Source organism: Achromobacter sp. E1, from assembly GCF_037039475.1.
GTDB lineage: Bacteria > Pseudomonadota > Gammaproteobacteria > Burkholderiales > Burkholderiaceae_B > Achromobacter > Achromobacter mucicolens.
Genome location: NZ_CP146253.1, coordinates 5,416,334 through 5,442,513 on the forward strand (window position 1 = coordinate 5,416,334; position 26,180 = coordinate 5,442,513).

Here is a 26,180-nt window from a genome sequence, read left to right on the forward strand (position 1 = left end):
TAACCCGGCGGCCACCGCCTCCAGATCAGCGACCTCGGTCGATGCTGCATTGCAGCATATCCATATGACCCTGGATTCTTAGGACTGGCATCCCCGCACCGCCGCCTCCTGTTTTCCCGCATTCCGGGCAAGCGCGCTTCCGCCTCTAAAGAACCACTCAAGGAAACACCATGGTTTCGCGTAAACGTATTGCTGTGCTCGTCGTATTTGCAGCCGTGCTGGCGGCCGGTGGCGGCTACGCCCTCACCCGCGGTCCCGCGGGCGGCAATGTCGCCATGGCGCAGGGCGCCCCGGCCGCGCCCCCGGTCGAGGTGGCCGAGGTGGTCAACAAGACCATCGTCGACTGGCAGCGCTATTCCGGCCGCCTGGAGGCCATCGACCGCGTGGACATCCGGCCGCTGGTGTCCGGCACGCTGACCGCCGTCCACTTCAAGGACGGCAGCATCGTCAAGAAGGGCGACGTGCTCTTCACCATCGACCCGCGCCCCTACGCCGCCGAGGTGGACCGCGCGGCCGCCGCGCTGACGGCCGCCAAGGCCCGGGCCGCCTACACGGCGTCCGAACTGGCCCGCGGCCAGCGCCTCTTGGCCGACAACGCCATCGCCCGCCGCGACTTCGAGGAAAAGCAGAACGCTGCCCGCGAAGCCGCCGCCAACCTGCAAGGCGCGCAGGCCGCGCTGGACTACGCCAAGCTGAACCTGGGCTACACCCGTATCGAGGCGCCCGTGGACGGCCGCGTGTCGCGCGCCGAGGTCACGGTGGGCAACGTGGTGGCCGCCGGCGCCGCGTCGGTGCCGCTGACCACGCTGGTGTCGGTGTCCAAGATGTACGCATCGTTCGACGTGGACGAACAAACGTTCCTGCGTTACGTGAACCCGGTGCGCAACGGCCGCGCCGGCGCGGTGCCGGTCGAACTGGGCCTGGCCAACGAAGACGGCTACTCGCGCACGGGCACAGTGCAATCGGTGGACAACCGCCTGGATGCCACCTCCGGCACCATCCGCGTGCGCGCCGAATTCGACAACGCCGACGGCACGCTGCTGCCGGGTCTGTACGCCCGCATCCGGCTGGGCGGCAGCGAACCGCGCGCGGCCGTGCTGATCGATGAACGCGCCATCGGCACCGACCAGGACAAGCGCTTTGTGCTCGTGCTGGACGACAAGAACCACGCCGTCTACCGGCAGGTGAAGCTCGGCGCCAACCAGGAAGGCCTGCGCGTGGTGGATTCGGGCCTTGCCGCCGGCGAGCGCATCGTCGTCAACGGCCTGCAGCGCATCCGCCCCGGCGACGCCGTGACCCCCACTGTCGTCCCTATGGTTGCGGCCAAGCGTACCCCCGGCAACCCGGTCAAGACCGCCTCGGCACAGAACTAAGCCGACGCGTCGAACGAGAACGTTTATGAATATCTCGAAATTCTTCATCGACCGGCCGATCTTCGCCGGCGTTCTATCGATCCTGGTGCTGCTGGCGGGCCTGTTGGCCATGTTCCAGCTGCCCATCTCCGAATACCCGGAAGTCGTGCCGCCGTCGGTGGTGGTGCGCGCGCAGTACCCGGGCGCCAACCCCAAGGTCATCGCCGAAACCGTCGCCTCGCCACTGGAAGAATCCATCAACGGCGTGGAGAACATGCTGTACATGCAGTCGCAGGCCAACAGCGACGGCAACCTGACGCTGACGGTGAACTTCAAGCTGGGCGTGGACCCGGACAAGGCGCAGCAGCTGGTGCAGAACCGCGTGTCGCAAGCGCTGCCGCGCCTGCCGCCGGACGTGCAGCGCCTGGGCGTGACCACGGCCAAGAGCTCGCCCACGCTGACGCTGGTGGTCCACCTGATCTCGCCCAACGACCGCTACGACATCACGTACCTGCGCAACTACGCGATCCTGAACGTGAAGGACCGCCTGTCGCGAATCACGGGCGTGGGCGAAGTCACGGTGTGGGGCTCGGGCAACTACTCCATGCGCGTGTGGCTCGATCCGCAGAAGGTCGCCCAGCGCGGCATGACCGCGTCCGAAGTCGTCAACGCGATCCGCGAGCAGAACGTGCAGGTCGCGGCCGGCGTGATCGGTGCCTCGCCCACGCAGGGCGACGTGCCGCTGCAGCTGAACGTGAATGCACGCGGCCGCCTGCAGACCGAGGACGAATTCCGCGACATCATCCTGAAGACCTCGCCGGACGGCGCGGTCACGCACCTGTCCGACGTGGCGCGTGTTGAGCTGGACGCCCAGGAATACGGCCTGCGCTCGCTCTTGAACAACAAGCAGGCGGTGGGCATGGGCATCATGCAGTCGCCGGGCGCCAACGCGCTGGACGTGTCCAGCCAGGTGCGCGCGGCGATGGCCGAGCTGGCCCAGGATTTCCCGCCGGGCGTGGAATACCGCATCGAGTACGACCCCACGCAGTTCGTGCGCTCCAGTATCGAAGCCGTCGTGCACACGCTGCTCGAAGCCATCGCGCTGGTCGTGCTGGTGGTGATCCTGTTCCTGCAGACCTGGCGCGCGTCCATCATTCCGCTGCTGGCGGTGCCCGTGTCCATCGTCGGCACGTTCGCGCTCTTGCTGATGTTCGGCTACTCCATCAACGCGCTGTCGCTGTTCGGCATGGTGCTGGCCATCGGGATCGTGGTGGACGATGCCATCGTGGTGGTCGAAAACGTCGAGCGCAACATCGCGGCGGGCTTGAGTCCACGCGACGCGACCTATCGCGCCATGCGCGAAGTCAGCGGTCCCATCATCGCCATCGCGCTGACGCTGTGCGCCGTGTTCGTGCCCCTGGCCTTCATGACGGGCCTGACCGGCCAGTTCTACAAGCAGTTCGCCATGACCATCGCCATCTCGACGGTGATCTCGGCCTTCAACTCGCTGACCCTGTCGCCCGCCTTGTCGGCCCTGCTGCTCAAGAGCCACCACGACAAGCCCGACTGGCTGACCCGCGGCATGAATCGCGTCTTCGGCCGCTTCTTCAACTGGTTCAACAACATGTTCGGCCGCGCGTCCGAGTCCTACGGCACGGGCGTGGCCAGCGTCATCCGCCGCAAGGCCGGCGCAATGGGCGTCTATGCCGTGCTGGTCGCCGCGACCCTGGGCGTGTCGTACCTGGTGCCCGGCGGCTTCGTGCCCGCGCAGGACAAGCAGTACCTGATCGGCTTCACGCAGCTGCCCAACGGCGCCTCGCTGGATCGCACCGAAGACGTGATCCGCCGCATGAGCGACATCGCCCTGAAGGAACCCGGCGTGCAGTCGGCCATTGCCTTCCCGGGCCTGTCGATCAACGGCTTCACCAACAGCTCCAGCGCCGGCATCGTGTTCGTCACGCTCAAGCCGTTTGACGAACGCCGGGGCGCCGAACTGTCCGGCAACGCCATCGCGGCCTCGCTGAACCAGAAGTTCGCAGCCATCCAGGATTCGTTCATCGCCGTGTTCCCGCCGCCGCCCGTCATGGGCTTGGGCACGCTGGGCGGCTTCAAGCTCCAGCTGGAAGACCGCGCGGCGCTGGGCTACGCCGAACTGGACAAGGCCAAGCAGGCCTTCCTGGAAAAGGCGCGTCAGACGCCCGAACTGGGCCCCACGTTCTCCAGCTACGAGATCAACGTCCCGCAGCTTGACGTGGACCTGGACCGCGTCAAGGCCAAGCAGCTGGGCGTGCCGGTGACCGAAGTCTTCGACACCATGCAGATCTACCTGGGCTCCATGTACGTCAACGACTTCAACCGCTTTGGCCGCGTGTTCCAGGTGCGTGCGCAGGCCGACGCGCCGTTCCGCGCGCACGCCGACGACATCCTGCAATTGAAGACCCGCAACGCCGCCGGCGACATGGTGCCGCTGTCCTCGCTGGTCACGGTCAAGCAGACCTTCGGCCCGGAAATGGTCGTGCGCTACAACGGCTACACCGCCGCCGACATCAACGGCGGACCGGCCCCCGGCTTCTCGTCCGACCAGGCGCAGGCCGCGGCCGAACGCGTCGCCGCCGAAACCCTGCCGCGTGGCGTCAAGTTCGAATGGACCGACCTCACGTACCAGCAGATCCTGGCGGGCAACGCCGGCCTCTGGGTGTTCCCGATCAGCGTGCTGCTCGTGTTCCTGGTGCTGGCCGCGCTGTACGAAAGCCTGACCCTGCCGCTGGCCGTGATCCTGATCGTGCCGATGAGCATCCTGGCGGCGCTGACCGGCGTCTACCTGACCGGCAACGACAACAACATCTTCACGCAGATCGGCCTGATGGTGCTGGTGGGGCTGTCGGCCAAGAACGCGATCCTGATCGTGGAGTTCGCCCGAGAGCTCGAGATGAACGGCCGCACGCCGCTCGAAGCCGCCATCGAGGCCAGCCGCCTGCGTCTGCGCCCCATCCTGATGACGTCGATCGCGTTCATCATGGGCGTGGTGCCGCTGGTGCTGTCGTCGGGCGCCGGCTCCGAAATGCGCCACGCCATGGGTGTCGCCGTGTTCTTCGGCATGCTGGGCGTGACCCTGTTCGGCCTGTTCCTCACGCCGGTGTTCTATGTCCTGCTGCGTTCGCTCGGCGGCAGGAAGCTGCACTCGGCCGCGCCGCTCGAAGCGCCCGTCTGCGTGCCGCACATCGACCCGAACGCGCCGCCCGCCCCGCAACACCACGCGTAGGCCGGCAAACCAGAGTAGCCAGCGCGTCCTGTCCAGTGGGATGGGACGCGCGCCAAAGAGAAACGTCATGATGATGAAAAGACTGACCCGAGGATCCGCCCTGCTCGCCCTGCTGCTGGTGCTGGCCGGCTGCGCGGTGGGTCCCACCTACGAGCGGCCCTCGGCCGACACGCCGGCGGCCTTCAAGGAAGCCGCCCTGCCCGCATCCGAAGCCGGCACGTGGAAGCCCGCCGAGCCGTCCGAAGACGCGCTGCGCGGCGCCTGGTGGAAAGTGTTCGGCGACGAAGGCCTGAACCAGCTCGAAGAGGAAGCCCAGCGCGCCAACCAGGACCTGCAGGCCGCCGCGGCCCGGCTGACGCAAGCGCGCGCCCTGCAGCGTGAAGCGCGTTCCGGCTTCTTCCCCAGCCTGGACGCCGGCTTCGGCCCCAACCGCCAACGTCCGTCGGCCGTGTCGCAGGGCCTGCCCGACGGCACGTCCACGTCGCCCGTCACCACGTGGCGCGCCCAAGGCACCGTATCCTACGAGGCCGACCTCTTCGGCCGCGTCGCATCGACCGTGGACGCCGCCACCGCCGACGCGCAGCAAAGCGAAGCGCTGTACCGCTCGGTGCTGCTGGCCCTGCAGGCCGACGTCGCCACCACCTACTTCCTGGTGCGCGAACAGGACGCCGAATCGCGCCTTTACCACCAGACCGTCAAGCTGCGCACGGACACGCTGCAACTGATCCAGCGCCGGTATGACGCCGGCGACATCAGCGAACTGGATCTCGCGCGCGCCAAGGCCGAACTCGCCTCCGCACAATCCGAGGCCCTGGGCATCGACCGCCGCCGCGCCACCGCCGAACACGCGCTGGCCGTGCTGCTGGGCCGCGCCCCTTCGGAATTCACGATGCCGCCGCAGCCCATCGAACAGATCGCGCTGACCATCCCCGCCGGCCTGCCGTCCACGCTGCTCGAACGCCGCCCCGACATCGCCGCCGCCGAACGCGCCATGGCCGCCGCCAACGCCCGCGTCGGCGCCGCCAAATCCGCGTTCTTCCCGCGCCTGGACATCACCGGCGCCTTCGGCTACGAGTCCTCGGAACTGGGCAACCTCTTCCAATGGTCCAGCCGCACGTTCCTGCTGGGCCCCCTGGTCGGCGCCGCCCTGTCCATGCCCATCTTCGACGGCGGCCGCCGCCAGGCCGGCCTGGACCGCGCGCGCGCCGTCTACGAGGAAGACGTCGCCGTCTACCGCCAGACCGTCCTGAACGCGTTCCGCGAAGTCGAAGACAACCTGGCCAACCTGCGCATCCTCGCTGACCAGACCAAGGCCCAGAACGCAGCCGTCGAAGCCGCCGCCCGCGCCGCAAAGCTCTCGCATACGCAGTACCGCGAAGGTTCCATCAGCTACCTCGACGTGATCGAAGCCGACCGCAGCGTCCTCCTGCAACAGCGCGTCGCGGTCCAATTGACCGGGGAACAGGCCCGCTCGACAGTGGGATTGATCCGCGCCATTGGCGGCGGCTGGGAGAATCCGGTGCCGCCGGAGAAGGTGGCGGCGAAGTAAAGACGGCGACAGGCTGATGTCTGGCACCCGCACATCAGCGCGCAGCGTCATAAACCCGACGCAAGACACCGCGTAAGGCCCACAAGGCCACCCGCGCGGCCGCAGTGGGGCGGGCTCCGCAAGACGCTTCAAGCCCGACCCCGCGCTGGCAAGAACCCCAAGAACTCAACTCGCCCCAGCGCCCGTGAAGCCCAAACCATCGCAGCCCGGCGTGTCGGCGGCCTGGGCGCGCGGGGCGTGTAGATGCGCCCGAGGGAATCTGAAGGCAGTCGCCGAAGGCGACAACGAAGATGACGAAGGGGCAGTCCGGAGCGAAGGCTCCGGACCGCAATCGTGGCCCCGCGCGCCCAGGCCGCCGACGCGCCGGGCGTCAAAAGAAAAAGCCCCCCCGCAAACATCGCAGTCAACCCCACGCCCCATCACCCCCGGCGCGCCAAACACCGCAACGCCACCCGATACCCCACAAACACATAAAACCCACCCGAATTCATCACCAGCCAAGCCCCCAACCCGCCAAGCACCGCCACCACCGGTCCCACCGCCCTGACGTCGCCCTGCGTCCAGGCGATGCCGCCGAGTGCGCCCACGACGATCAGACCGATCGACAGGCGTTTGAGCAGCACCACGCCCTGTACCCGCCCCGCCATCATCAGCACCATCCCGATCGACAGGCCCAGCGCAGTCCCCGCGCACACCGCCACCAGCGCGAACGCGGCCATCGCTGGGCCGACGAATCGCAGCAGCAGGCTCAGCAATTCAATGCCGACGCCCAGCCCGCCCGCCATCACCAGCACGGACAGCACCAGGGGCGACCACATGCCCGGTGGCGTGCGGCCCTCGTCCATGTGGGCCACGAAGCGGTGCATCGCCGCAGACGAGGAAGCGTCGTTGCCAGCCTCCAAAGCCGCTTCCAGCTTGCGGCACTGATCAATCAGGGCGTTCAGGCCGGAGGCGGGCTCGGGGGTCATAGCCGTGTCACGCCGGGGGCATGTTCGGCCACGGTGCTTCGCAGCGCGGCCATCGCCTCTTCCACGGCCACAGGCCGAAACGCATCTTCTCGCCAATACATCGCGACCGACCCGAACCCCGATAGCCGCACCGGAATGATGCGCATCGCCCGCATCTGCGAAAAGCGCAGCGCGGCCCGGTGCGACGCGACGCCGATCATGTCGCTGTTGTTGATGAGGGTCAGGTTGACGGTGACGGAATTGGATTCGATATGGTCGGGCGGCGGCGCCTGTCCGGCCGCGGCCAGCGCGGCGTCGACCGCGTTTCGGATGGGAGTGCCCTTGGGCCACAGGATCCAGCGGTAGGACAGCAGGTCCTGCCAGCTTGGCTGCTCCACTGCGAAGAGCGGATGGCGGGGCCGCGCCACCAGGTGGATGGGTTCCAGGTACAGCGCCTCGAAGCGGATCGCGGGATCGTGGTGCTCCGGCGCCGACCGTCCGACCACGATATCCAGTTCCCCTTGCGCCAGTTGGGCCAGCAGACGATCGGTCGTTCCCTCGACCAGTTTCACGCGCGCCTGCGGCATGCGTTCCAGCAGCTTCATCACCGCCAGCGGCACGGTGTCGGACGCAGACGCGCCGGATGCGCCGATCACCACGCGCCCGCCGCCGCCCTCACGCAGGGCCGCCATGTCGGCGCTGGCGCGATCCAGTTGCGACTCCACGCGCTGCGCGTGCGCGATCAGCACGTCGCCATGCGGCGTCGGGCGCAGGCCGCGCGCGTGACGCTCGAAGAGCGGCAAGCCAATATCGTCTTCCAGATCCTTCAGCCATTTCGACAGGCCCGGCTGCGTCGTATTGAGCATCGCGGCCGAGTGGCTGATGTTGCGGGTCTGGGCCAGGCTGAGCAGCATCTTCAGATTGCGCAGCCGCAAGCGATGGGTCCAGTCCATGCAGGCCCTTTTGGTGGGAGGTTTGTCTCGTATGTATATGGTTATTGGTATGGATAATAAGATAATTTCATTTCAAACCACATAGCTCCTGCTCGCATAATCGTCTCCATATCAGGACCAGCCGCGAACTTACGCGGCGGCCGCCCGTAGAAGCCGGCACCAGCCGGACATACAGGAGACAACCATGCACGACGGTCATTGCGCCGGCGCGGACAGCGCCGCTTCGGACCGCGCCCGTTACTACGCGCGCATCGCCAAGAAACACATGGCCCCGCTGTGGGAATCGCTGCACAACCTGGTGCCGCGCCAACCCGCGCCGCGCTGCGTGCCGGCCCTCTGGAAATACGACGACGTGCGCGACGACGTGATGGCGTCCGGGTCGCTGATCACCGCGGAAGAAGCCGTGCGCCGCGTGCTGATCCTGGAAAACCCGGGCCTGCCGGGCCAGGCCAGCATCACGCAAAGCCTGTACGCGGGACTGCAGCTCATCCTGCCGGGCGAGATCGCGCCCAGCCACCGCCACACGCAATCGGCCCTGCGCTTCATCGTCGAGGGCCGCGGCGCATATACCGCCGTCAACGGCGAGCGCACCACGATGCACCCGGGCGACTTCATCATCACGCCCTCGTGGACCTGGCACGACCACGGCAACGCCGAAACCGTGGAAGGCGGCGAGCCGGTGGTCTGGCTGGACGGCCTGGACATCCCGCTGCTGCGCTTCCTGGATGCCGGCTTTGCCGAGAACTATCCGTCCGCCACGCAGCCGGTCACGCGGCCCGAAGGCGACAGCATGGCGCGCTTTGGCCACAACATGGCGCCCGTGCGGCATCACGTTTCCAGCGGCACCTCGCCCATCTTCAACTACCCCTACGAACGCAGCCGCGAGGCGCTGGATGCGCTCTACCGGCACGGCGAGCTCGACCCGTGGGACGGCGTCAAGCTGCGCTACCTGAATCCGGCCACGGGCGGCTATCCCATGCCGACGATGGCCACCTTCATGCAGTTCCTGCCGGCAGGCTTTCAGGGCAAGACCACGCGCACGACCGATTCCACGGTGTACAGCGTGGTCGAAGGCCGCGGCACGGCGCGCATCGGCGACCAGGAGTTTCATTTTGGGCCGCGCGATGTGTTCGTCGCGCCCTCCTGGATGCCGGTGCAGCTTGCCGCGCTGGAAGACGCGACGCTCTTCAGCTATTCCGATCGGCCGGTGCAGGACGCGCTGGGCCTGTGGCGCGAAGAACGCGTCGACTGACGCACGTACACGGCCGCACGTGGCAGCACGCGGCCGAAGCTGGCCGCGAATACGGCCGAGATTCGAATTTCCCTCCGCCTTCAAAGGGTGACCCATGTCGTTTGTGTTTGCTCCCGCCGCTCCCGTTGCCGTGCCCATTGCCGGCAGCCAGGACAGTTTTCCCGTGCGCCGCGTGTACTGCGTCGGCCGCAACTACGCCGCCCACGCGCGCGAAATGGGCTTTGACCCCGACCGCGAACCGCCGTTCTTCTTCTGCAAGCCGGCCGACGCCGTCGTGGCGGTCGCAGAAGGCAGCACGCTCTCTCTGCCCTATCCGCCCGAAACGTCCAACCTGCACTACGAGATCGAACTGGTCGCCGCCATCGGCAAAGGCGGCGCCAACATCAGTGTCGACGAGGCCCTGCAGCACGTGTGGGGATACGCCGTCGGCCTGGACATGACGCGCCGCGATCTGCAGATGAAGATGCGCGAAGCCGGCCGCCCGTGGGAACTGGGCAAGGCGTTCGACCAGAGCGCGCCGATCGGCCCGCTGCATCCGGCCCAATCGGTCAGCGGCATCGAGCAGGCCGGCATCTGGCTGCAGGTCAACGGCGCCGACCGCCAGCGCAGCGACATCGGCAAGCTGATCTGGTCCATCGCGGAAACCATCGCGTATCTCTCGAAGTACTTCCGCCTCGAGGCCGGCGACCTGATCTACACCGGCACGCCCGAAGGCGTGGGCCCCGTGGTGCGCGGCGACAAAATGGTCGGCGGCGTGGACGGACTGGGCACGCTCAGCGTGCAGATGGAGTGACGATGCGCACGGACACCGACGTCATCATCATCGGCGCGGGCGTGGGCGGCCTGGTGCTGGCGCTCAGCCTGCATCAGGCGGGAATCCCCTGCCGCGTGTTCGAGGCCGTACGCGACATCCGGCCGCTTGGCGTGGGCATCAACCTGCTGCCGCACGCCACGCGCGAACTGGACGAACTGGGCCTGCTTCCCGCGCTGGATGCAATCGCGGTGCGCACGCGCGAGGCGGTCTTCTACACCCGGCACGGCCAGTTCATCTATGGCGAGCCCGCAGGGATCGACGCCGGCTACGACTGGCCACAGTACTCCATTCATCGGGGCGACCTGCAGATGACACTGCTTGCCGCCGTGCGCGAACGGTTGGGCGAGGACAGCGTCACGGTCAATGCGCGCTGCACGGGCGTGACCCAGGACGCCGACACGGTCACGGCCACCTTTCAGAACAACGACGGCCATGCGCTGCCGCCCGTGCGCGGACGCATCGCGGTCGGCTGCGACGGCATTCATTCGGTGCTGCGCAAGCAGCTCTATCCGGACGAGGGCGCGCCGCGTTATTCGGGCGTGAACATGTGGCGCGGCACCACGCGCTGCAAGCCGTTCCTGTCGGGCGCGAGCATGGTGCGGGCCGGCTGGCTGTCCACCGGCAAGATGGTGATCTACCCCATTCGCGACAACATCGACGCCGACGGAAACCAGCTGGTGAACTGGGTGGCGGAGATCGAGGCCGAGCAGCCCGCCGTACGCGACTGGAACCGCAGCGGAAAGCTGGAGGATTTCTTTCCCGCCTTTGCCGACTGGCACTTCGACTGGCTGGACGTGGCCAAGCTGATTCAGGACGCAGACTCGATTTTGGAATACCCGATGGTCGACCAGGATCCGCTGCCCACGTGGACGCAGGGCCGCATGACGTTGCTGGGCGACGCGGCCCATCCCATGGTCCCGCGCGGCTCCAACGGTGCCGGCCAAGCCGTGGTGGATGCCCGCTACCTGACCGGCCAGCTCAAGCGCTTGGGCCTGACGCCCGACGCGCTGCAACAGTACGACCGCGTCCGCGTTGAAGCCACGACGCGCGTCGTGCTGACCAATCGCAGCAATCCTCCAGACGCGATCCTGCGTGAAGTCCACGTGCGTTCGGCGGACAAGCCCTACGCGCGCATCGAGGACGTCATCAGCCTCGATGAGCTGGAGGGAATTTCCCGGCGCTACAAGCAGGTTGCCGGCTTTGACCCGGCAGCGCTGAAGGAGCGTGCCCCGTACGTATAGCGGGATCATCGGCCCGGCATCCGGGCCGCCCTACCGCGGCGAGCGGGCCCCGATGCCCGCCGCCCCTGAAAAGCCGGCGCATGACCGGCGACGAAAAAGGAGACAAACCATATGAACAAGTTGCTACGTGTTCTGGCTGCCGCGGCCCTGTCCCTTGCGGCATCGGCCAGCCACGCCGCCTGGCCCGACCGCCCCATCACGCTGGTGGTTCCCTTCACACCTGGCACGGGCATCGACCTGATCGCGCGCCAGCTGGCCGCGAGCCTGCCGCAGACGCTGGGCCAGCCGGTCGTGGTCGAAAACCTGGCGGGGGCCAGCGGCAACATCGGCAGCGAGAAGGTCGCGCGTGCCAACCCCGACGGCTATACCTTCCTGGTGACGGTCAACACGCTTGTCATGAACAGCAGCCTGTACAAGGGCAAGCTGCGCTTTGACCCGCAGAAGGACTTTGCGCCGGTCGGCCTGACGTCCTGGGGCTCGCTGCTGCTGGTCACGCATCCGTCCAATCCCGCCAGCACCGTGGCTGACGTGGTGCAGGCTGCCAAGGCCGCGCCCGGCAAGCTGAGCTACGGCACGCCCGGCGTCGGCACGCCCCACCACCTGTCCATGGCGCTGTTCCTGGACCGCACGGGCGCAACGATGCTGCACGTGCCCTACAAAGGCACGGCGGGCGCCGTCACCGACATGCTGGGCGGACGGCTGGACTACATGTTCCTGCCGGTCCACGTGGCGCTGCCGCAGGTCAAGGGCGGCAAGCTCAAGGTGATCGCGACCGGCAGCCCCAAACGCCTGCCGCAATTGCCTGAGGTACCCACGCTGACCGAAGCCGGGCTGCAGGGCGCTGACGTGGACATGTGGTACGGGGTCCTGGCGCCCAAAGGCACGCCGCAGGCCATCGTCGACCGCATGAATCAGGAGATCAACGCCATCCTGAAGACGCCGGCCACCGCCACCGCTTTCGACGCGCAGGGCATGGTGCCCGCCACCTCCTCGCCCGCCGAATTCGGTTCCCTGATTGCCCGCGACGCCAAACGCTGGGACGACGTCGTCGCCCGCACCGGCATCACGGCTGAATGAACGTTTCCGCTTGACCCGCCCACGGCCAACCGACTCCACGCCCCATACCACCCATGCAACTGCACAACTTCTTCAACAGCTCCACGTCCTACCGCGTGCGCATCGCGCTCGCGCTCAAGGGCCTGCCCTATGAATACCTGCCCGTGAACCTGCGCAAGCAGGAGCAGCGGGCGCCGGACTACGTGGCGCGCAACCCGTCGGCCGGCGTGCCGCTGCTGGTCGACGGCGACGTTGCGCTGTCGCAGTCGCTTGCCATCATCGACTACCTGGACGCCACGCATCCCGAGCCGCGCCTGATTCCCGCTGACCCGCTGGCACGCGCCCGCGTGCTGGAGCTGTCGCATGCCATCTCGTGCGATATCCACCCGGTCAACAACATGCGCATCCTGCGCTACCTGCAGGAAGTGCTGGGCGCCAGCGAAGCGCAGAAGAACGCCTGGTACCACCACTGGATCCGCGAAGGCCTGACGGCGGTGGAAGCGCTGCTGGCGCGTCATGGACACGGCGCATATTGCTTTGGCGATGCACCCACGCTGGCGGACTGCTGCCTGGTTCCGCAGGTGGCCAACGCACAGCGCATGGGCTGCGATCTATCGCCCTACGCGCGCATTCTGCGCGTCGTCGCACACTGCAACGCGCAACCGGCCTTCCAGCAGGCCGCGCCCGCGCAACAACCGGACTTCACCAAGTGAGCATGCAAGAACCCGACACGCAAGGCGCCCCGCTGCGCGAGTACACCGACCCGGCCTACCGCCCGCTGTGCGCCACCCTGGCGGACGTGCGCGCCAATATCGACCGGCTGGACGATGAGATCGTGCGGCTGATCGCCGAGCGGGCGATGTACGTGAAGGACGCCGCGCGCTTCAAGCGCGACGCCTTTCAGGTGAGCGCGCCCGCGCGCCAGGCGCAGGTTTTCGAGAAGGCCCGGGCGCTGGCCCAGCGCCACAACCAGGGATTCACGAACCTGGAGCAGGTGGTGGACGCCACCTACCGCGCGATGGTGGCCGCCTTCATCGCCAATGAACAGACCTATTTCGACACCATGAAGAACGTGGGAGACACGCATGCTTGATTCTTCGACCTCGCAACCGGGCCGCTGCCTTTCACGCCGTTTTGCACGCCGTTTTACGACCCGCGCCGTGGCGTTCGGCCTGGCCGTGCTGGCGCCGCTGGCGGCCACCGCCGCCGACGCATGGCCCACGCAGCCGCTCAAGGCCGTGGTGCCGTTCGGCCCGGGCTCCAGCCCCGACCAGGTCGCGCGCATCGTCAGCGAGAAGGCCGGCGCGATCCTGGGCCAGACCATCGTCGTCGAGAACAAGCCCGGCGCCAGCGGCAACATCGGCACGTTCGCCATCGCCAATGCCAAGCCGGACGGCTACACGTTCGGCGTGTCGATCACCGGTCCGCTGGTGAACAACACGCTGCTGTTCGACAAGCTGCCCTACGCGCCCGCCAAGGACCTGTCGCCGCTGACGTTGGCGGTGCACCAGCCCAACGTGCTGGTGGTGCCGTCCGCGGCCGGCATCGACAACATCGGCCAGCTGCTGGAGGCATTAAAGAAGAATCCGGACAAGTACAACTTCCCGTCGCCGGGCGCGGGCACGGTTTCGCATCTGGCCGTGGAGTTGCTGTTGCAGCAGATCGGCGCGCGCGCCACGCATGTGCCCTATCCGTCGTCGCCGGCGGCGCTGACCTCGCTGCTGTCGGGCGACACGCAGTTTGCCGCGCTGCCGCCCATAGCGGTGATGCCGATGGTCAAGGACGGCCGGCTCAAGGCGCTGGCGGTGACCTCGTCCAAGCGCTCCGCCCTGCTGCCCGACATCCCGACGCTGGCCGAAGTGGGCGTGCAAGGGATCGAAGGCTCCGCGTGGATCGGATTCGTGGTGTCGTCCAAGACGCCGGCCGATGTGCAGAAGAAGCTGTCGGACGCGCTGATCCAGGCCATTCACGACCCCGAGGTCGCCAAGCGGCTGCAGGCGCAGTTCATGGACCCGGTCGGCGATACGCCGGCGCAGTTTCGCGGCTACATGGACGACGAGTTGAAGCGCTGGGAACCGTTGATCAAGAAGCTGGGCATCAAGGGCCAGTAAGGACGTCGCGCGGCGCGGCCGCGCGCCGACAGCAACAAGCAAGGAGAGTCAGATGGTCATCACCGAACCCGCCCGCCAGGTGCCGCTTTATGGCGAGTACGAGGTCGTCGTCCTGGGCGGCGGCCCGGCCGGCGTGCTGGCGGCCGCCAGCGCCGCGCGCAATGGCGCCAGCGTGCTGCTGGTGGAGCGCTATGGATTCTTGGGCGGCATGGGCACCGCTGCCGGCGTGTCCAACTTCTGCGGCCTGCACGCCAACATTCATGGCGACATACGGCAGGTGGTGCACGGCATGACCGACGACCTGCTCGACCGCATGCGCGCGATGGACGGGCTGAACGACCCGCATCTGATCCTGGGCAAGATCCACGCGCAGGCCTACGACATCTCGGCGTTCAAATGCGCGGCCGACGGCCTGGTGCAGGCCAGCGGTGCGCAGGTGCTGTTTCACGCGCTGGCCACCGGCGTCGCGCGTGACGGCCAGGGCCGCGTGGACGCCCTGTTCCTGGAAACCAAATCCGGCCGCTGCGCCGTGCGCGCAAACATCTTCATCGACTGCTCGGGCGACGCCGATATCGCGCAATGGGGCGGCCTGCCGTTTGAAAAGGGCGATGCGCACGGCCACATGCTGTATCCCACACTGATGTTCAAGGTGGGCAATGTCGACGGCGCGCGGGCGCAGGAAGCCTGGAAGACCATTCCGGCGCTGATGGACGAGGCCACGGCCAGCGGCGAGTTCACCTTTCCGCGCAAGGGCGCCATCGTGCGCCCGCAAAAGCACGATTACGAATGGCGCGTGAACGTCACGCAGCTGGCCAACGCCGACGGCAGCGCGGCCGACGGCACCGACGCGGATTCGCTGTCGGCAGGCGAGCTTGAAGGCCGCCGGCAGATCATGAACTACCTGGCTTTCCTGCGCGCCAAGGTGCCGGGCTTCGAACAGGCCTATGTGCTGGACATCGCACCGCAGCTTGGCATTCGCGAAACTCGCCGCATCGTCGGCGAGGCGGTACTCAGCAAGGAAGACGTGCTGGGTTGCGCCGACTTTCCCGACAGCATCGGCGTCAATGGCTGGCCGCTGGAGATGCACACCGCCGGCGACGTCAAATGGATGTGGCCGCCGATTCCGGAGTCGCGCGGCTACAACCAGCTGCCGTTTCGCATGATGGTGCCCCGGCGCGGCCCGGGCGTGGCCGACAACGTGCTGGTGGCGGGCCGCTGCGCCTCCATGACGCACGAAGGCCAATCGGCCGCGCGCGTAAGCGGCAGCTGCTTCGTCATGGGCGAGGCCGCGGGCACCGCATCCGCAATGGCGCTACGCGACGGCATTGCGCCCGGCGACGTATCCATCCCTGCGCTGCAGGCGCAATTGAAAAAGCAGGGCGCCTTCCTGGGCGGCCAGGACTGATCCCGGGGGATTCCGACATGACGCAAAACCAGGCTGCAAAGCCCAAAACGCAAACCGTGATCGTCGTGGGCGGCGGCATCGGCGGCCTGGCCGCCGCGCTGGCGCTGACGCGGCAGGGCATCGCGGTTCAACTGCTGGAACAGGCAGCGCATATCGGCGAGATCGGCGCGGGCATCCAGCTCGGGCCCAATGCGTTCGCGGCGCTCGACGCCCTGGGCGTGGGCCGCACGGCGCGCGAGCGGGCCGTCTTTACCGATCACATCATCATGATGGATGCCGTGGACGCCAAGGAGGTCGTGCGCATCGACACCGGCGAGGCGTTCCGCGCGCGGTTTGGCGGCCCTTACGCGGTCATCCATCGTGCCGACATCCACCTGTCGATCCTGGAGGCCGTGCAGCAGGACCCGCTGATCCAGTTCCGCACGTCCACGCAGATCGCCAGCATGTCGCAGGACGAACACGGCGTGGAGGTGGTGGACACGCAGGGCAACCGCTACCGCGCCGACGCCGTGGTGGGCGCGGACGGCGTGAAGTCCGTGATCCGCGAGCGCATGGTGGGCGACCCGGCGCGCGTAACGGGCCACGTCGTCTATCGCGCCGTGGTCGAACAGGACAACATGCCGCGAGAGCTGCGCATCAACGCGCCCGTGCTGTGGGCCGGTCCGCACTGCCATCTGGTGCACTACCCCTTGCGCGGCGGCCAGCAATACAACCTGGTCGTCACCTTCCATAGCCGCGAAAAAGAGGAATGGGGCGTGCGCGAAGGCAGCAAGGACGAGGTGCTGTCCTACTTCCAGGGCATCCACCCGACCCCGCACCAGATGCTGGACCGGCCAACCTCGTGGAAACGCTGGGCCACCGCCGATCGCGAACCCGTGGAAGAGTGGGGCCAGGGGCGCGTCACGATCCTGGGCGACGCCGCCCACCCCATGACGCAATACATGGCCCAGGGCGCCTGCATGGCGCTGGAAGACGCCGTGACGCTGGGCGAGGCGATCCGGCAGTGCGATCACGACCTGCCGGCCGCCTTCCGGCTGTACGAATCGGTGCGCATTCCGCGCAGCGCGCGCGTGGTGTGGTCCACGCGAGAGATGGGCAGGCTCTATCACGCGCGCGGCGTGGAGCGCACCGTGCGCAACATGCTGTGGACGGGGCGCAGCCAGTCCCAGTTCTACGACGCGTTGCAGTGGCTGTACGGGTGGAAAGTGGAGAACTGCCTGGCGGCCAAGCCGCCGCAATAACAACAGATAGCCAAGCAGCAGGACAGGAAACAGCAGGGCAAGCGGTATCAACACAGCGCAGCACAACAAGCACGAGTGCAAGAAAAGCACCAGAGGAGACAACCATGCACAAAAGCACCATCCGCGGCGCCGCCGCCGTCATGCTGTCATTGGCCTCGTACGCGGCCAGCGCGCAGCCCAAACCGGTGGACATCGGTTTCATCGGCACCCTGTCCACGCCCGCCGGATACATCGGCGAGGACGAGCGCGACGCCTTCATGCTGGCCGTCAAGGAAGGCGGCGGCAAGCTGGGCGGCGTGCCGGTCAACGTGCGCGTGGAAGATGATGCGCTCAAGCCCGCCAACGCCAAGCAGATCGCCGACAAGATGGTGCAGGGCGGCGTGCGCCTGTTCACCGGCATCAACTTCTCGAACGTGATGGCCGCCGTCGGCCCCACCGTGCTGAACGCCGGCGGCTTCTATGTCAGCCTGAACGCCGGCCCCTCCAACTACGCCGGCAAGGCCTGCAATCCCAACTACTTCGCCGTGGCGTTCCAGAACGACTCGTACGCCGACACCGCCGGCATGGCCGCCAACGAACTGGGCGCCAAGCGCGTCGTCATCATGGCCCCGAACTACCAGGCCGGGCGCGACGCCATTGCCGGATTCAAGCGCACCTACAAGGGAGAGATCGCCGACGAGATCTACACCAAGCTCGAACAGGCCGACTTCTCGGTGGAACTGGCGCGCATCCGCTCGCTCAACCCCGATGCCATCTTTCAGTTTCATCCGGGCGGCGCGGGCATCAACCTGACCAAGCAATTCGCCAATTCCGGGTTGGCCGACAAGATCAAGATGATCACGCCCATCTACTCGATGGACGACCGCATGCTGGCTGCCACCGGCACCGCCGGCAAGGGCTTTTACCTGAGCTCGCTGTGGAGCGCCGACCTGGACAATCCGCAGAGCAAGCACTTCGTCGACGCCTTCACCAAGGCCTACAACCGCCCGCCCACCGCGTACGCGGCCCAGGCCTACGACACCGCCAACCTGATCGGCTCCGCATTGAAAGCCGTGAATGGCGACATCACCGGCAAGCCCGACGACTTTCGCAACGCCCTGCGGCGCGCCGACTTTCCCAGCGTGCGGGGCAAGTTCAAGTTCGGCTCGAACCAGCACCCCATCCAGGACTGGTATCTGCTGCACATCGAAGCGGGTCCCGACGGCAAGCTGGTCTACAAGAACCTGAAGGTGCTGGCGCGCGACCACACCGACGTGCACGCGGCCGACTGCAAGATGCAATGACGCGGCACGGGCTGCGCGGCACCGGGCTTACCGGCGCCGCGCAGCCTCACTACACGGACGCTCCCAAGAAGGAGTCGCAATGCTGATGTTCCTGGAGCAGGTCCTGAACGGCCTGCAATACAGCGCCTTGCTGTTTCTGTTGTCGGCCGGATTGACGCTGGTGTTCGGCATCATGAACGTCATCAACCTGACGCACGGCTCTTTCTACATGGTGGGCGCGTTCTGCGCCGCCAGCGCGGCGGCGTCCACCGGATCGTTCGCGGCCGCGCTGCTGGCCGCGCTGGCGGGCGCGGCGCTGTACGGCCTGGTGATCGAGCTGCTGGTCATCCGTCATCTGTACCGGCGCGATCACCTGGATCAGGTGTTGGCCACACTGGGGCTGACGCTCTTCACCAATGAACTGGTCACCGTGCTGTTTGGCCGCAGCCCGCCGTTCATGGACATTCCTCCTTTCTTGTCAGGATCCGTCGCGCTCCTGCCCGGCCTGAACTATCCCATCATGCGGCTGGCCTTCATTGGCGCCGGCGCGCTCGTTGCGCTGGGATTGTGGCTGCTGATCTCGCGCACGCGGGTCGGCATGCTGGTGCGCGCGGGCGCCGACGACGGCGAAATGGTCGATGCGCTGGGCGTGAACATCCAGCGTCTGTTTACCCTGATCTTCACACTGGGCGCGTTGCTCTGCGGCTTCGCCGGCGTCATGGCCGCGCCCCTGCTGGCCGTGGAGATCGGCATGGGCGAACGCATCCTCATCACCACCTTCGTCGTCATCGTGGTGGGCGGCGTGGGCTCCGTGCGCGGCGCGCTGGTGGGCTCGCTGATGATCGGCATGACCGACGCGCTGGGGCGCGCCTACATCCCCTTCTGGATGTCGCGCCTGCTGCCGCCGGAATTGTCGGACTCGGCCAGCTCCAGTCTCGTGTCCGCCAGCATCTACATCCTGATGGCCATCGTGCTGCTGTTCAAGCCGCGCGGACTGGTGCCAGCCCAGCGCTAGGAAAGATATTCATGACCAGATCAATTCCACCGTCTGCCGCAATTGCCCCGGTGTCTGACACCCGGGACGCAAACGCCGCATGCCACGACCGTGCATCGGGGGTGTCAGACACCTGCTCCACAGGCAGGCCGCGCATCACCCGCAGCGTCATCGTCAACACCATCGGGCTGCTGCTCTTCGTGCTGGTGCCGGCCATCGCATCGGCCACCGGCGAGAGCTTTCTCGTCAACCTCATGACGCGCTTTCTCATCTACGCCATCGCCGCCGTCAGTCTGGATCTGATCCTGGGCTACGGCGCCATGGTCAGCTTCGGCCATGCCGCGTTCTTTGGCCTGGGCGGCTACGTCATCGGCATCGCCGCCTTCCACGTGAACCAGGGCGAGACGCTGTTCGGCTGGAGCGGCAGCAACGCCGCGCTGGTCATGTGGCCCCTGGCCGTCGCCGTAGCCGCCCTGCTGGGCCTGGTGGTCGGCTTTCTGTCGCTGCGCACCTCGGGCGTGCAGTTCATCATGATCACGCTGGCGTTCGGACAGATGCTGTACTTCATCCTTGTCGGGCTCATGATCTACGGCGGCGACGACGGCCTGTCCATCGACGCGCGCAACACGCTGCCCGGCCTGAACCTGAACGACCCGTCCACCTTCTACTACGTCTGCCTGGCGCTCATGACTGCGTGGATCATCGTGTGCCGGCGCATCGTCAATTCGCCCTTCGGCATGGCCCTGCAGAGCATCAAGCAAAACCCGCGCCGCAGCATCGGGCTGGGACTCGCGCCGCTGCGCTACCGCCTCACTGCATTCGTGCTGTCGGCAGCCGGCACCGGACTGGCGGGCGCGCTGTGGGCCAACTACGCGCTTTTCGTCAGCCCCGACATGTCGGCCTGGCAGAAGTCGGGCGAACTCATGGCCATGGTCATCCTGGGCGGCATGGGCTCCATCTTCGGTCCCGTGCTCGGCGTGGCCGTTTACCTGGGCCTGGAACAGGTCGCCACCGGCTGGACCGAGCACTGGATGCTGATCCTGGGACCCGTGCTGGTCCTGGTCGTGCTCTTTGGCAAGCGCGGCGTATACGGCTGGCTGGCGGGAGGCAAGCAATGACGTCACACCCCAAACTGGAAATCCGCGGCCTGCAGAAATCCTTTGGCGCCGTGCACGCCACGCAGGACGTCAACCTGGCCGTGCGGCCCGGTGAACTGCACGCCCTCATTGGCCCCAACGGCGCGGGCAAGACCACCCTGCTGTCACAGATCAGCGGCGAGATCCTGCCCGACGCCGGCAGTATCTGGCTCGACGGCGGCGACATCACGCGCATGCCCGCCCACAAGCGCCCCGCCGCCGGACTGGCCCGTTCCTTTCAGATCAGCCAGCTCTATCCCGACTTCACCGCCGAAGACAACGTCGCCATGGCCGTGCAGGCGCATAGCCCCGGCGGCTTCAACCTCTGGCGCAACGCCCGGCGCATGGCGCGGCTGCGCGAGCCCGCGCGCGACGCCCTCGAACGCGTCGGCCTCGGCGACCGCGCCGGCGTGCGCGTCTCGGCGCTGGCGCACGGCGAAAAGCGCCAGCTTGAACTGGCCATGGCGCTGTCGCTGAACGCGACCGTGCTGCTGCTGGACGAACCCATGGCCGGCATGGGCGCCGAGGAATCGCAACGCATGACCGCCCTGCTCCAGACCCTGAAGGGCCGCTACGCCATCCTGCTGGTCGAACACGACATGGACGCCGTCTTCGCGCTGGCCGATCGCGTCACCGTGCTGGTCTACGGCAAGACGATCTTCACCGGTACACCCGACGAGGTGCGACGCCATCCCGACGTGCGCGCCGCCTACCTGGGCGAGGAAAACTGATGCTGCAAGTCAAACAACTGCAAGGCGGCTACGGCGCGAGCAAAGTGCTTTTCGGCGTCGACCTGAACATCGCACCGCGCCAGGTCGTCTCCCTGATCGGCCGCAACGGCATGGGCAAAAGCACCACCGTCAAAACCCTCATGGGCATGCTGCCCGCACAGGGCGGCAGCATCCTGCTCGACGGCAAACCCATCAATGGCATGGCGCCGCACCGCATCGCCCAACTCGGCATCGGCCTCGTCCCCGAAGGCCGCCGCGTCTTCGGGTCGCTATCGGTCGAAGAAAACCTCATCGCCACCGCCCGCAACACCCGCGCCGGCTGGCACGTCGGCCGCGTCTTCGACCTCTTCCCGCGCCTGAAAGAGCGCCGCACCCAATCGGCCCGCACCCTCTCGGGCGGCGAACAACAGATGCTGGCCGTCGGCCGCGCCCTGCTCATCAACCCGCGCCTGCTCATCCTGGACGAAGCCACCGAAGGCCTCGCACCGCTCATCCGCCAGGAAATCTGGAACTGCCTGCGCCGCTTGAAGGAAGAAGGCCAGACCATTCTGGTGATAGACAAGAACCTCAAGGAAATGGCCACCCTGGTCGACCGCCACCACGTCCTGGAAAAGGGCCGCGTCGTCTGGCAAGGCAGCCCCGCCGAACTGGCCGCGCAACCCGAACTGGCGCACCGCTACCTGGGTGTGTAATCGCACGCCGCTAATCCTGCGACTCGCAAAAGCTCAACCGGTTGCCAAACGGATCGATCACCGCCATCACGCGCCCCCACGGCATTTCTTCCACGCAAGGCCGCATGTAGGCGTACTGCTTCGCGCTGACCTCAGCGTGAAACGCATCCACGCCCTGCATCCGCACAAACACCGCCGATCCCGGCGTCGCATCGCCGTGATGCTCCGACAAGTGCAGCACCAGATCGTCCCGATGCACCTGCGCATACAGCGGAAAGCCCGCTTCAAAGCGATGCTCCCAATCCCAGGTGAACCCCAGAAAATCCAGATAGAAATCGCGCGCCTTTTCCACTGAGAAAATGCGCAGAATCGGAATCGCGGCTTGCAGGTGCATGGCGGGTCCTTGATAGGATGTGGAATAAACCCAGCATAGACCACAAGCCCCAAGATGCCCATTGCCACGCCCGACTCCTGGAAACACCTGCCCGCCCCCGCACAACGCGAACCCTTGAACTTTCAGGCCCGCTACACCGCCAATGAGTACGAGCGCCTGCGGCAAGGCGTCATTCCGCGGGAGATGGAGGACAAGTGGTTCATCTACCTGCACGAAGGCTGGCTGCGCCTGCATCGGAGCTGGACAGGCAATTGGATCTACGCGCTGCGGCTGGAGCAGGATGGCGAGGATTGGGTGGTGACGGACTCGTGGGTGAATCGCGATCCGGAACAGTATCGGCTTACCGATGGGGACTATGACAGAAAGACGCTGCAGTCGATGATGCAATGGCTGATCAACGGCCCGCAGTGGTGATGCGCGGCGGTTCGTCGAGATTCTGGTGACGCGGATTCTGCTTTACCAGGACCGAGGCGAGGCGCCATATCGCGCCTTGAAGATCTTGCTGAAATGACTGAGGCTTGAGTAACCCAGATCGCCGGCCACCTGCGTCACGCTCATGCCGCTTCGCAGCAGTTCAGAGGCGCGCATCAGCCGCACGTCGCTCAGGTAGGCGTGAACCGAACGGCCGACGTTCTCCCGCATCAGTTCCTGAAGACGTCTTTCGGACAAACCCACCATTCGCGCAACGCGACCCGGCGGCCAATGCTCCGAGCATCGTTCGCGCAACAGCCGGCAGGCTTGCTGCACTTGCCGGCGCTCCTCGGCCGCCGGCCCTTGCAGCACTGGCGGCGCTGAAAGCAGTTGTACGAAGGCTGCCAACATCTCGAGCGATTTGGCGCGATACCAGATCCGGCGAGCTTCCGGAGCGGCCGGCGCGTCACGGGAAACTTCGCTGGCAAGGGTCAGCAGGCTGGCTGGCGCATCCAGTGTTGCCACCAGCGATCCGTGGCTCGGCACACTGACGTCGTGGCGAAACCGTTGTGTCAGCAAGGCGATGGGCGCCGAGTCGCCTGCACGCGCCAGCGCCTCGGGGGTGTAGCGGATATCCAGCATCCGGACTCGCCGTTTCGCATAAACATGCGTTGTCCAACCGACCGGTTTCTCGTGGTTGAACAGCAGCGCCGTTCCCCCGGACACTTTCAAGGGTTTGCCGCCTTCCAACGCCAGCATGGCGTCGCCCTCCAGCCATACCTGCATGCCGAACACCGGTGCGCCGGGCGCCGGAATCATCAGCGCCCTTGATGCGCAGCCGTCCAGCACCACCACGCTGACGCCTTCCTCCACGCGCACCACGCACTGGATGACGTTTTCCCAGTCTTGCGTCGCGGGCACCGTCGGCAATGTTCCACGCCACCATTCGTGAGGCTTGGCTGGGGCGGTATACGGGTCGAGCGAGAGCACAGTGGACATGGGAACAGGCGCGATTGCGCTGAGCGCAGCAAAACCGTCAATGGGCGCCGCAAAATCGTCAGACATCCGGCGGCGCTTCTGGAATCATGCTGTTGCATAGGAATGATTCTTGTTAATTATAAATTGATCAGGTGGTAACCGCTGTGTCCTTCTCCCTCAAGCCGTTGCCGACGGCATTGCTCGCAGCCCTTGCGGCGTCCGCCTCCGTCGCGGCACAACCCGCCCCCCCGCCGGCCGCCGATGTCTCCACGCTGTCGCCGGTCGTGGTGCAAGGCGCCAGCGACGCGTCGCCCACCTCCGGCGCCGAGTTTGTCGCCACGCGCAGCCGGTCCGGCACCAAGTCGGACGCTGCCCTGATCGACACGCCGCAGACCATCAACGTCATCACCCGCAATGAAATGGACCAGCGAGGAGTCACCTCGCTGGCGCAGGCCGTTCGCTACACGCCCGGCGTCTTCGCCCAGTATGGCGACAGCGACGTGCGCTATGACTGGCTCACCATCCGCGGTTTTACCCCGGCGCGCTACCTGGACGGTCTGCTGCTGCCCTTTGGCGCACGTGGATATGCCCAGCCGCGCATCGACACCTATGGCCTGGAACGGATAGAGATCCTGAAAGGACCGTCCTCCGGCCTGTACGGCCAAAGCGCTCCGGGCGGACTGGTCAACATGACCAGCAAGCGCCCCACCCCCGAACCCTTCAATGAAGTGGTCCTGCAGGCGGGCAGCTTCAACCGCTACCAGGGGTCCTTCGACTTTTCCGGCCCGGCGGATGACGAAGGAAAGTTTCTTTATCGCCTGACCGGCACCTTGCGCGACAGCGATACGCAGTACCAGCACGTCGACGATGAACGCCAGTTCATTGCGCCCAGCTTTACCTGGCGGCCATCCTCGGACACCAGTCTTAACCTCACTCTGCAGTACCAGAAGATCACCAGCCACGGCGGCGGCGGCGCGCCCGTGCTGCCGGTGGTCGGAACGCTGGAAAAGAGCAGCGCGGGCTACATTCCGCGCGATCGCTTCGTCGGCGAACCGGGTTACGACATCTTTACCAACGAACAGGCCATGGTCGGCTATACGCTGGATCACCGCCTGAACGATACCTGGAGCGTGCGGCAGAGCGCGCGCTATACCAACGTGGACACGAACACCCGCCGCGTGCAGATCGGCGCCATGGTGTCGGATACCGAGGCGATCCGTTACGCGTGGGCCTTCCCCGAGACATCGCATGCGTTCCAGGTCGACAACCAGGTGAACGCCAAGTTCACGGCGGGCCCGACACGCCACGACCTCACTTTTGGCCTGGATTACCTGCGCGAAAAATCGCGCTACAACGAAAGCAGCCTGGGGCTGATGCTGCCCCCGGCCTCGCCGCTATTCGATGTGTTCAGCCCTGACTACGGAACGCCGGTGACGCGTCCGCCCACGGCCACCAAGATCAACATGACGCGCAACCAGTTGGGCGTGTACGCGCAGGACCAGATCGAACTTGACCGGTTGCTGTTCACGCTTGTGGGCCGCTACGACTGGACCGAAGGCACCACCGATACCGGCGCGCGCGGCAGCGCCGGGCAATGGTCATGGACCTCGCGCGATGCCGATGCCAACCGTTTTACCGGGCGGCTCGGCGTCACGTATCGCTTCGACAACGGCCTGGCGCCCTATCTAAGCTATTCCACGTCATTTCAGCCCGTGACCGGCGTCACCCGCGACGGCTCACCCCTCAAGCCGACGACTGGTGAGCAGTACGAAGCCGGCATCAAGTTCCAGCCGAGCGGCTACGCCAGCTTCGTGACGCTGTCGGCGTTCCAGATCAACCAGAACAACGTCAGCACCCCCGACCCGGTCAATACCAGCTTTGTCGTGCAGACCGGCCAGGTTCAGGTGCAGGGCCTCGAGCTGGAGGGCAAGGCCAGTTTCGACAACGGCCTGGATCTGACGATGTCGTATGCGCTCAGCGACAGCGAGATCACCAAGAGCAACAACCCTGCGCAGCGCGGCAATCAGCTGAACTTCGTGCCGCGCCACCAGGCCGCGCTGTGGGCCGACTACACCCTGCGCGATGGCCCATTGCAAGGCGTGGGCGTGGGTGCCGGCGTGACGTACCGGGGCGGCTTCTATGGCGACCTGAACAACAACTACGCCATTCCCGCCGTGACCCTGGTCGATGCCGCCATCCGCTACGACCTTGGACGCGCCAGTCCTGCACTCGCGGGCGCGCAAATCGCCTTGAACGTCTCCAATCTCTTTGACAAACGCTACGTCGCCAATTGCCTGGGCACGGCGGTCAGCTGCTATTGGGGCGCGGAACGCACGGTGATGGCCACGCTGCGATACCGCTGGTAAAGGCCGGCAGCCCGAAAACCAAACGCCCGCCAGGAAGACTCCTGACGGGCGTTC

At 66.5% G+C, this 26,180-nt stretch carries 23 protein-coding genes; 19 read left to right on the forward strand and 4 right to left on the reverse strand.

Going from position 1 to position 26,180, the window contains the following annotated elements; genetic code table 11:
- Window positions 1-170 precede the first annotated feature (170 nt).
- From V6V88_RS24970 to V6V88_RS24980, 3 genes are all read left to right on the forward strand, one after another.
- Entirely contained in the window at window positions 171-1,373 is a 1,203-nt protein-coding gene (locus V6V88_RS24970; RefSeq protein ID WP_223573335.1) for an efflux RND transporter periplasmic adaptor subunit, read from the forward strand.
- A 25-nt stretch (window positions 1,374-1,398) separates the two neighbouring features.
- Window positions 1,399-4,614 (forward strand): efflux RND transporter permease subunit, encoded by a 3,216-nt coding sequence (locus V6V88_RS24975; protein WP_338616889.1) that lies wholly within the window; start codon window positions 1,399-1,401, stop codon window positions 4,612-4,614.
- A gap of 70 nt (window positions 4,615-4,684) precedes the next feature.
- A complete protein-coding gene (locus V6V88_RS24980) occupies window positions 4,685-6,163 on the forward strand; it encodes an efflux transporter outer membrane subunit (protein WP_062841300.1) in 1,479 nt (492 codons plus the stop codon).
- Between the two features lie 419 nt (window positions 6,164-6,582).
- On the opposite strand, the gene V6V88_RS24985 is transcribed toward V6V88_RS24980, so the two are convergent.
- Window positions 6,583-7,131, reverse strand: a complete 549-nt coding sequence (locus V6V88_RS24985; protein WP_062841260.1) for a hypothetical protein — start codon at window positions 7,129-7,131, stop codon at window positions 6,583-6,585.
- Window positions 7,128-8,063, reverse strand: a complete 936-nt coding sequence (locus V6V88_RS24990; protein WP_056320529.1) for a LysR substrate-binding domain-containing protein — start codon at window positions 8,061-8,063, stop codon at window positions 7,128-7,130. The genes V6V88_RS24985 and V6V88_RS24990 overlap by 4 nt, the downstream gene beginning before the upstream one ends.
- 184 nt (window positions 8,064-8,247) lie before the next feature.
- Between V6V88_RS24990 and gtdA the strand changes: the two genes are divergently transcribed.
- From gtdA to V6V88_RS25060, 14 genes are all read left to right on the forward strand, one after another.
- Window positions 8,248-9,315 carry a gentisate 1,2-dioxygenase gene (gene gtdA, locus V6V88_RS24995; protein WP_180097463.1) on the forward strand — a complete coding sequence of 356 codons (1,068 nt, stop codon included), beginning with the start codon at window positions 8,248-8,250 and terminating at the stop codon, window positions 9,313-9,315.
- A 94-nt stretch (window positions 9,316-9,409) separates the two neighbouring features.
- The gene (locus V6V88_RS25000; protein ID WP_338616893.1) at window positions 9,410-10,108 is read left to right on the forward strand and encodes a fumarylacetoacetate hydrolase family protein; all 699 of its coding nucleotides are present in this window, start codon (window positions 9,410-9,412) and stop codon (window positions 10,106-10,108) included.
- Between the two features lie 2 nt (window positions 10,109-10,110).
- Entirely contained in the window at window positions 10,111-11,370 is a 1,260-nt protein-coding gene (locus V6V88_RS25005; RefSeq protein WP_223573337.1) for a flavin-dependent oxidoreductase, read from the forward strand.
- Window positions 11,371-11,481: 111 nt separating this feature from the next.
- Window positions 11,482-12,447, forward strand: a complete 966-nt coding sequence (locus tag V6V88_RS25010) for a tripartite tricarboxylate transporter substrate binding protein (protein WP_223573339.1) — start codon at window positions 11,482-11,484, stop codon at window positions 12,445-12,447.
- Between the two features lie 53 nt (window positions 12,448-12,500).
- Window positions 12,501-13,139 carry a maleylacetoacetate isomerase gene (maiA, locus tag V6V88_RS25015; protein WP_223573341.1) on the forward strand — a complete coding sequence of 213 codons (639 nt, stop codon included), beginning with the start codon at window positions 12,501-12,503 and terminating at the stop codon, window positions 13,137-13,139.
- A 2-nt stretch (window positions 13,140-13,141) separates the two neighbouring features.
- Window positions 13,142-13,519: a chorismate mutase gene (locus V6V88_RS25020; RefSeq protein ID WP_062841265.1), complete on the forward strand. Its 378-nt coding sequence runs from the start codon at window positions 13,142-13,144 to the stop codon at window positions 13,517-13,519.
- A complete protein-coding gene (locus V6V88_RS25025) occupies window positions 13,512-14,537 on the forward strand; it encodes a tripartite tricarboxylate transporter substrate binding protein (RefSeq protein WP_223573343.1) in 1,026 nt (341 codons plus the stop codon). The genes V6V88_RS25020 and V6V88_RS25025 overlap by 8 nt, the downstream gene beginning before the upstream one ends.
- 52 nt (window positions 14,538-14,589) lie before the next feature.
- Window positions 14,590-15,942 (forward strand): FAD-dependent oxidoreductase, encoded by a 1,353-nt coding sequence (locus V6V88_RS25030; RefSeq protein WP_223573345.1) that lies wholly within the window; start codon window positions 14,590-14,592, stop codon window positions 15,940-15,942.
- A gap of 17 nt (window positions 15,943-15,959) precedes the next feature.
- A complete protein-coding gene (locus tag V6V88_RS25035; protein ID WP_062841267.1) occupies window positions 15,960-17,183 on the forward strand; it encodes a 3-hydroxybenzoate 6-monooxygenase in 1,224 nt (407 codons plus the stop codon).
- 104 nt (window positions 17,184-17,287) lie between these two features.
- Window positions 17,288-18,466 carry an ABC transporter substrate-binding protein gene (locus V6V88_RS25040; RefSeq protein ID WP_062841268.1) on the forward strand — a complete coding sequence of 393 codons (1,179 nt, stop codon included), beginning with the start codon at window positions 17,288-17,290 and terminating at the stop codon, window positions 18,464-18,466.
- A 79-nt stretch (window positions 18,467-18,545) separates the two neighbouring features.
- The gene (locus V6V88_RS25045) at window positions 18,546-19,460 is read left to right on the forward strand and encodes a branched-chain amino acid ABC transporter permease (RefSeq protein ID WP_081101063.1); all 915 of its coding nucleotides are present in this window, start codon (window positions 18,546-18,548) and stop codon (window positions 19,458-19,460) included.
- 134 nt (window positions 19,461-19,594) lie between these two features.
- Window positions 19,595-20,557 (forward strand): branched-chain amino acid ABC transporter permease, encoded by a 963-nt coding sequence (locus V6V88_RS25050; RefSeq protein WP_280001240.1) that lies wholly within the window; start codon window positions 19,595-19,597, stop codon window positions 20,555-20,557.
- Complete coding sequence (locus V6V88_RS25055; protein ID WP_062841269.1) at window positions 20,554-21,306, forward strand: ABC transporter ATP-binding protein; 753 nt, start codon at window positions 20,554-20,556, stop codon at window positions 21,304-21,306. The genes V6V88_RS25050 and V6V88_RS25055 overlap by 4 nt, the downstream gene beginning before the upstream one ends.
- Window positions 21,306-21,998 (forward strand): ABC transporter ATP-binding protein, encoded by a 693-nt coding sequence (locus tag V6V88_RS25060; protein ID WP_280001213.1) that lies wholly within the window; start codon window positions 21,306-21,308, stop codon window positions 21,996-21,998. The genes V6V88_RS25055 and V6V88_RS25060 overlap by 1 nt, the downstream gene beginning before the upstream one ends.
- Window positions 21,999-22,008: 10 nt before the next feature.
- Here V6V88_RS25060 and V6V88_RS25065 read toward each other — a convergent pair whose 3' ends face one another.
- Window positions 22,009-22,371, reverse strand: a complete 363-nt coding sequence (locus V6V88_RS25065; protein WP_056320535.1) for a glyoxalase superfamily protein — start codon at window positions 22,369-22,371, stop codon at window positions 22,009-22,011.
- A gap of 54 nt (window positions 22,372-22,425) precedes the next feature.
- Here V6V88_RS25065 and V6V88_RS25070 point away from each other — a divergent pair, with 54 nt between their 5' ends.
- Window positions 22,426-22,785, forward strand: coding sequence for a hypothetical protein (locus V6V88_RS25070; protein WP_338616898.1), 360 nt, complete (start codon window positions 22,426-22,428; stop codon window positions 22,783-22,785).
- Between the two features lie 42 nt (window positions 22,786-22,827).
- Here the strand turns inward: V6V88_RS25070 and V6V88_RS25075 are convergent, their stop codons facing one another.
- The gene (locus V6V88_RS25075) at window positions 22,828-23,847 is read right to left on the reverse strand and encodes an AraC family transcriptional regulator (RefSeq protein ID WP_338616900.1); all 1,020 of its coding nucleotides are present in this window, start codon (window positions 23,845-23,847) and stop codon (window positions 22,828-22,830) included.
- 77 nt (window positions 23,848-23,924) lie between these two features.
- Between V6V88_RS25075 and V6V88_RS25080 the strand changes: the two genes are divergently transcribed.
- Complete coding sequence (locus V6V88_RS25080; RefSeq protein ID WP_338616902.1) at window positions 23,925-26,126, forward strand: TonB-dependent siderophore receptor; 2,202 nt, start codon at window positions 23,925-23,927, stop codon at window positions 26,124-26,126.
- The last annotated feature ends 54 nt before the right edge of the window (window positions 26,127-26,180 follow it).

Excerpts from the sequence above, each read along its gene's own strand:
- V6V88_RS25070 (WP_338616898.1), top strand. The coding sequence starts at position 22,426 with ATGCCCATTGCCACGCCCGACTCCTGGAAACACCTGCCCGCCCCCGCA.
- V6V88_RS25020 (WP_062841265.1), top strand. The coding sequence starts at position 13,142 with ATGCAAGAACCCGACACGCAAGGCGCCCCGCTGCGCGAGTACACCGAC.
- V6V88_RS24990 (WP_056320529.1), bottom strand. The coding sequence starts at position 8,063 with ATGGACTGGACCCATCGCTTGCGGCTGCGCAATCTGAAGATGCTGCTC.
- V6V88_RS25005 (WP_223573337.1), top strand. The coding sequence starts at position 10,111 with ATGCGCACGGACACCGACGTCATCATCATCGGCGCGGGCGTGGGCGGC.
- V6V88_RS25000 (WP_338616893.1), top strand. The coding sequence starts at position 9,410 with ATGTCGTTTGTGTTTGCTCCCGCCGCTCCCGTTGCCGTGCCCATTGCC.
- V6V88_RS24985 (WP_062841260.1), bottom strand. The coding sequence starts at position 7,131 with ATGACCCCCGAGCCCGCCTCCGGCCTGAACGCCCTGATTGATCAGTGC.
- V6V88_RS25045 (WP_081101063.1), top strand. The coding sequence starts at position 18,546 with ATGCTGATGTTCCTGGAGCAGGTCCTGAACGGCCTGCAATACAGCGCC.
- maiA (WP_223573341.1), top strand. The coding sequence starts at position 12,501 with ATGCAACTGCACAACTTCTTCAACAGCTCCACGTCCTACCGCGTGCGC.
- V6V88_RS25065 (WP_056320535.1), bottom strand. The coding sequence starts at position 22,371 with ATGCACCTGCAAGCCGCGATTCCGATTCTGCGCATTTTCTCAGTGGAA.
- V6V88_RS25025 (WP_223573343.1), top strand. The coding sequence starts at position 13,512 with ATGCTTGATTCTTCGACCTCGCAACCGGGCCGCTGCCTTTCACGCCGT.
- V6V88_RS25010 (WP_223573339.1), top strand. The coding sequence starts at position 11,482 with ATGAACAAGTTGCTACGTGTTCTGGCTGCCGCGGCCCTGTCCCTTGCG.
- V6V88_RS24980 (WP_062841300.1), top strand. The coding sequence starts at position 4,685 with ATGATGAAAAGACTGACCCGAGGATCCGCCCTGCTCGCCCTGCTGCTG.
- V6V88_RS25035 (WP_062841267.1), top strand. The coding sequence starts at position 15,960 with ATGACGCAAAACCAGGCTGCAAAGCCCAAAACGCAAACCGTGATCGTC.
- V6V88_RS25040 (WP_062841268.1), top strand. The coding sequence starts at position 17,288 with ATGCACAAAAGCACCATCCGCGGCGCCGCCGCCGTCATGCTGTCATTG.
- V6V88_RS25060 (WP_280001213.1), top strand. The coding sequence starts at position 21,306 with ATGCTGCAAGTCAAACAACTGCAAGGCGGCTACGGCGCGAGCAAAGTG.
- V6V88_RS24975 (WP_338616889.1), top strand. The coding sequence starts at position 1,399 with ATGAATATCTCGAAATTCTTCATCGACCGGCCGATCTTCGCCGGCGTT.
- V6V88_RS25055 (WP_062841269.1), top strand. The coding sequence starts at position 20,554 with ATGACGTCACACCCCAAACTGGAAATCCGCGGCCTGCAGAAATCCTTT.
- V6V88_RS24970 (WP_223573335.1), top strand. The coding sequence starts at position 171 with ATGGTTTCGCGTAAACGTATTGCTGTGCTCGTCGTATTTGCAGCCGTG.
- V6V88_RS25030 (WP_223573345.1), top strand. The coding sequence starts at position 14,590 with ATGGTCATCACCGAACCCGCCCGCCAGGTGCCGCTTTATGGCGAGTAC.
- gtdA (WP_180097463.1), top strand. The coding sequence starts at position 8,248 with ATGCACGACGGTCATTGCGCCGGCGCGGACAGCGCCGCTTCGGACCGC.
- V6V88_RS25075 (WP_338616900.1), bottom strand. The coding sequence starts at position 23,847 with ATGTCTGACGATTTTGCGGCGCCCATTGACGGTTTTGCTGCGCTCAGC.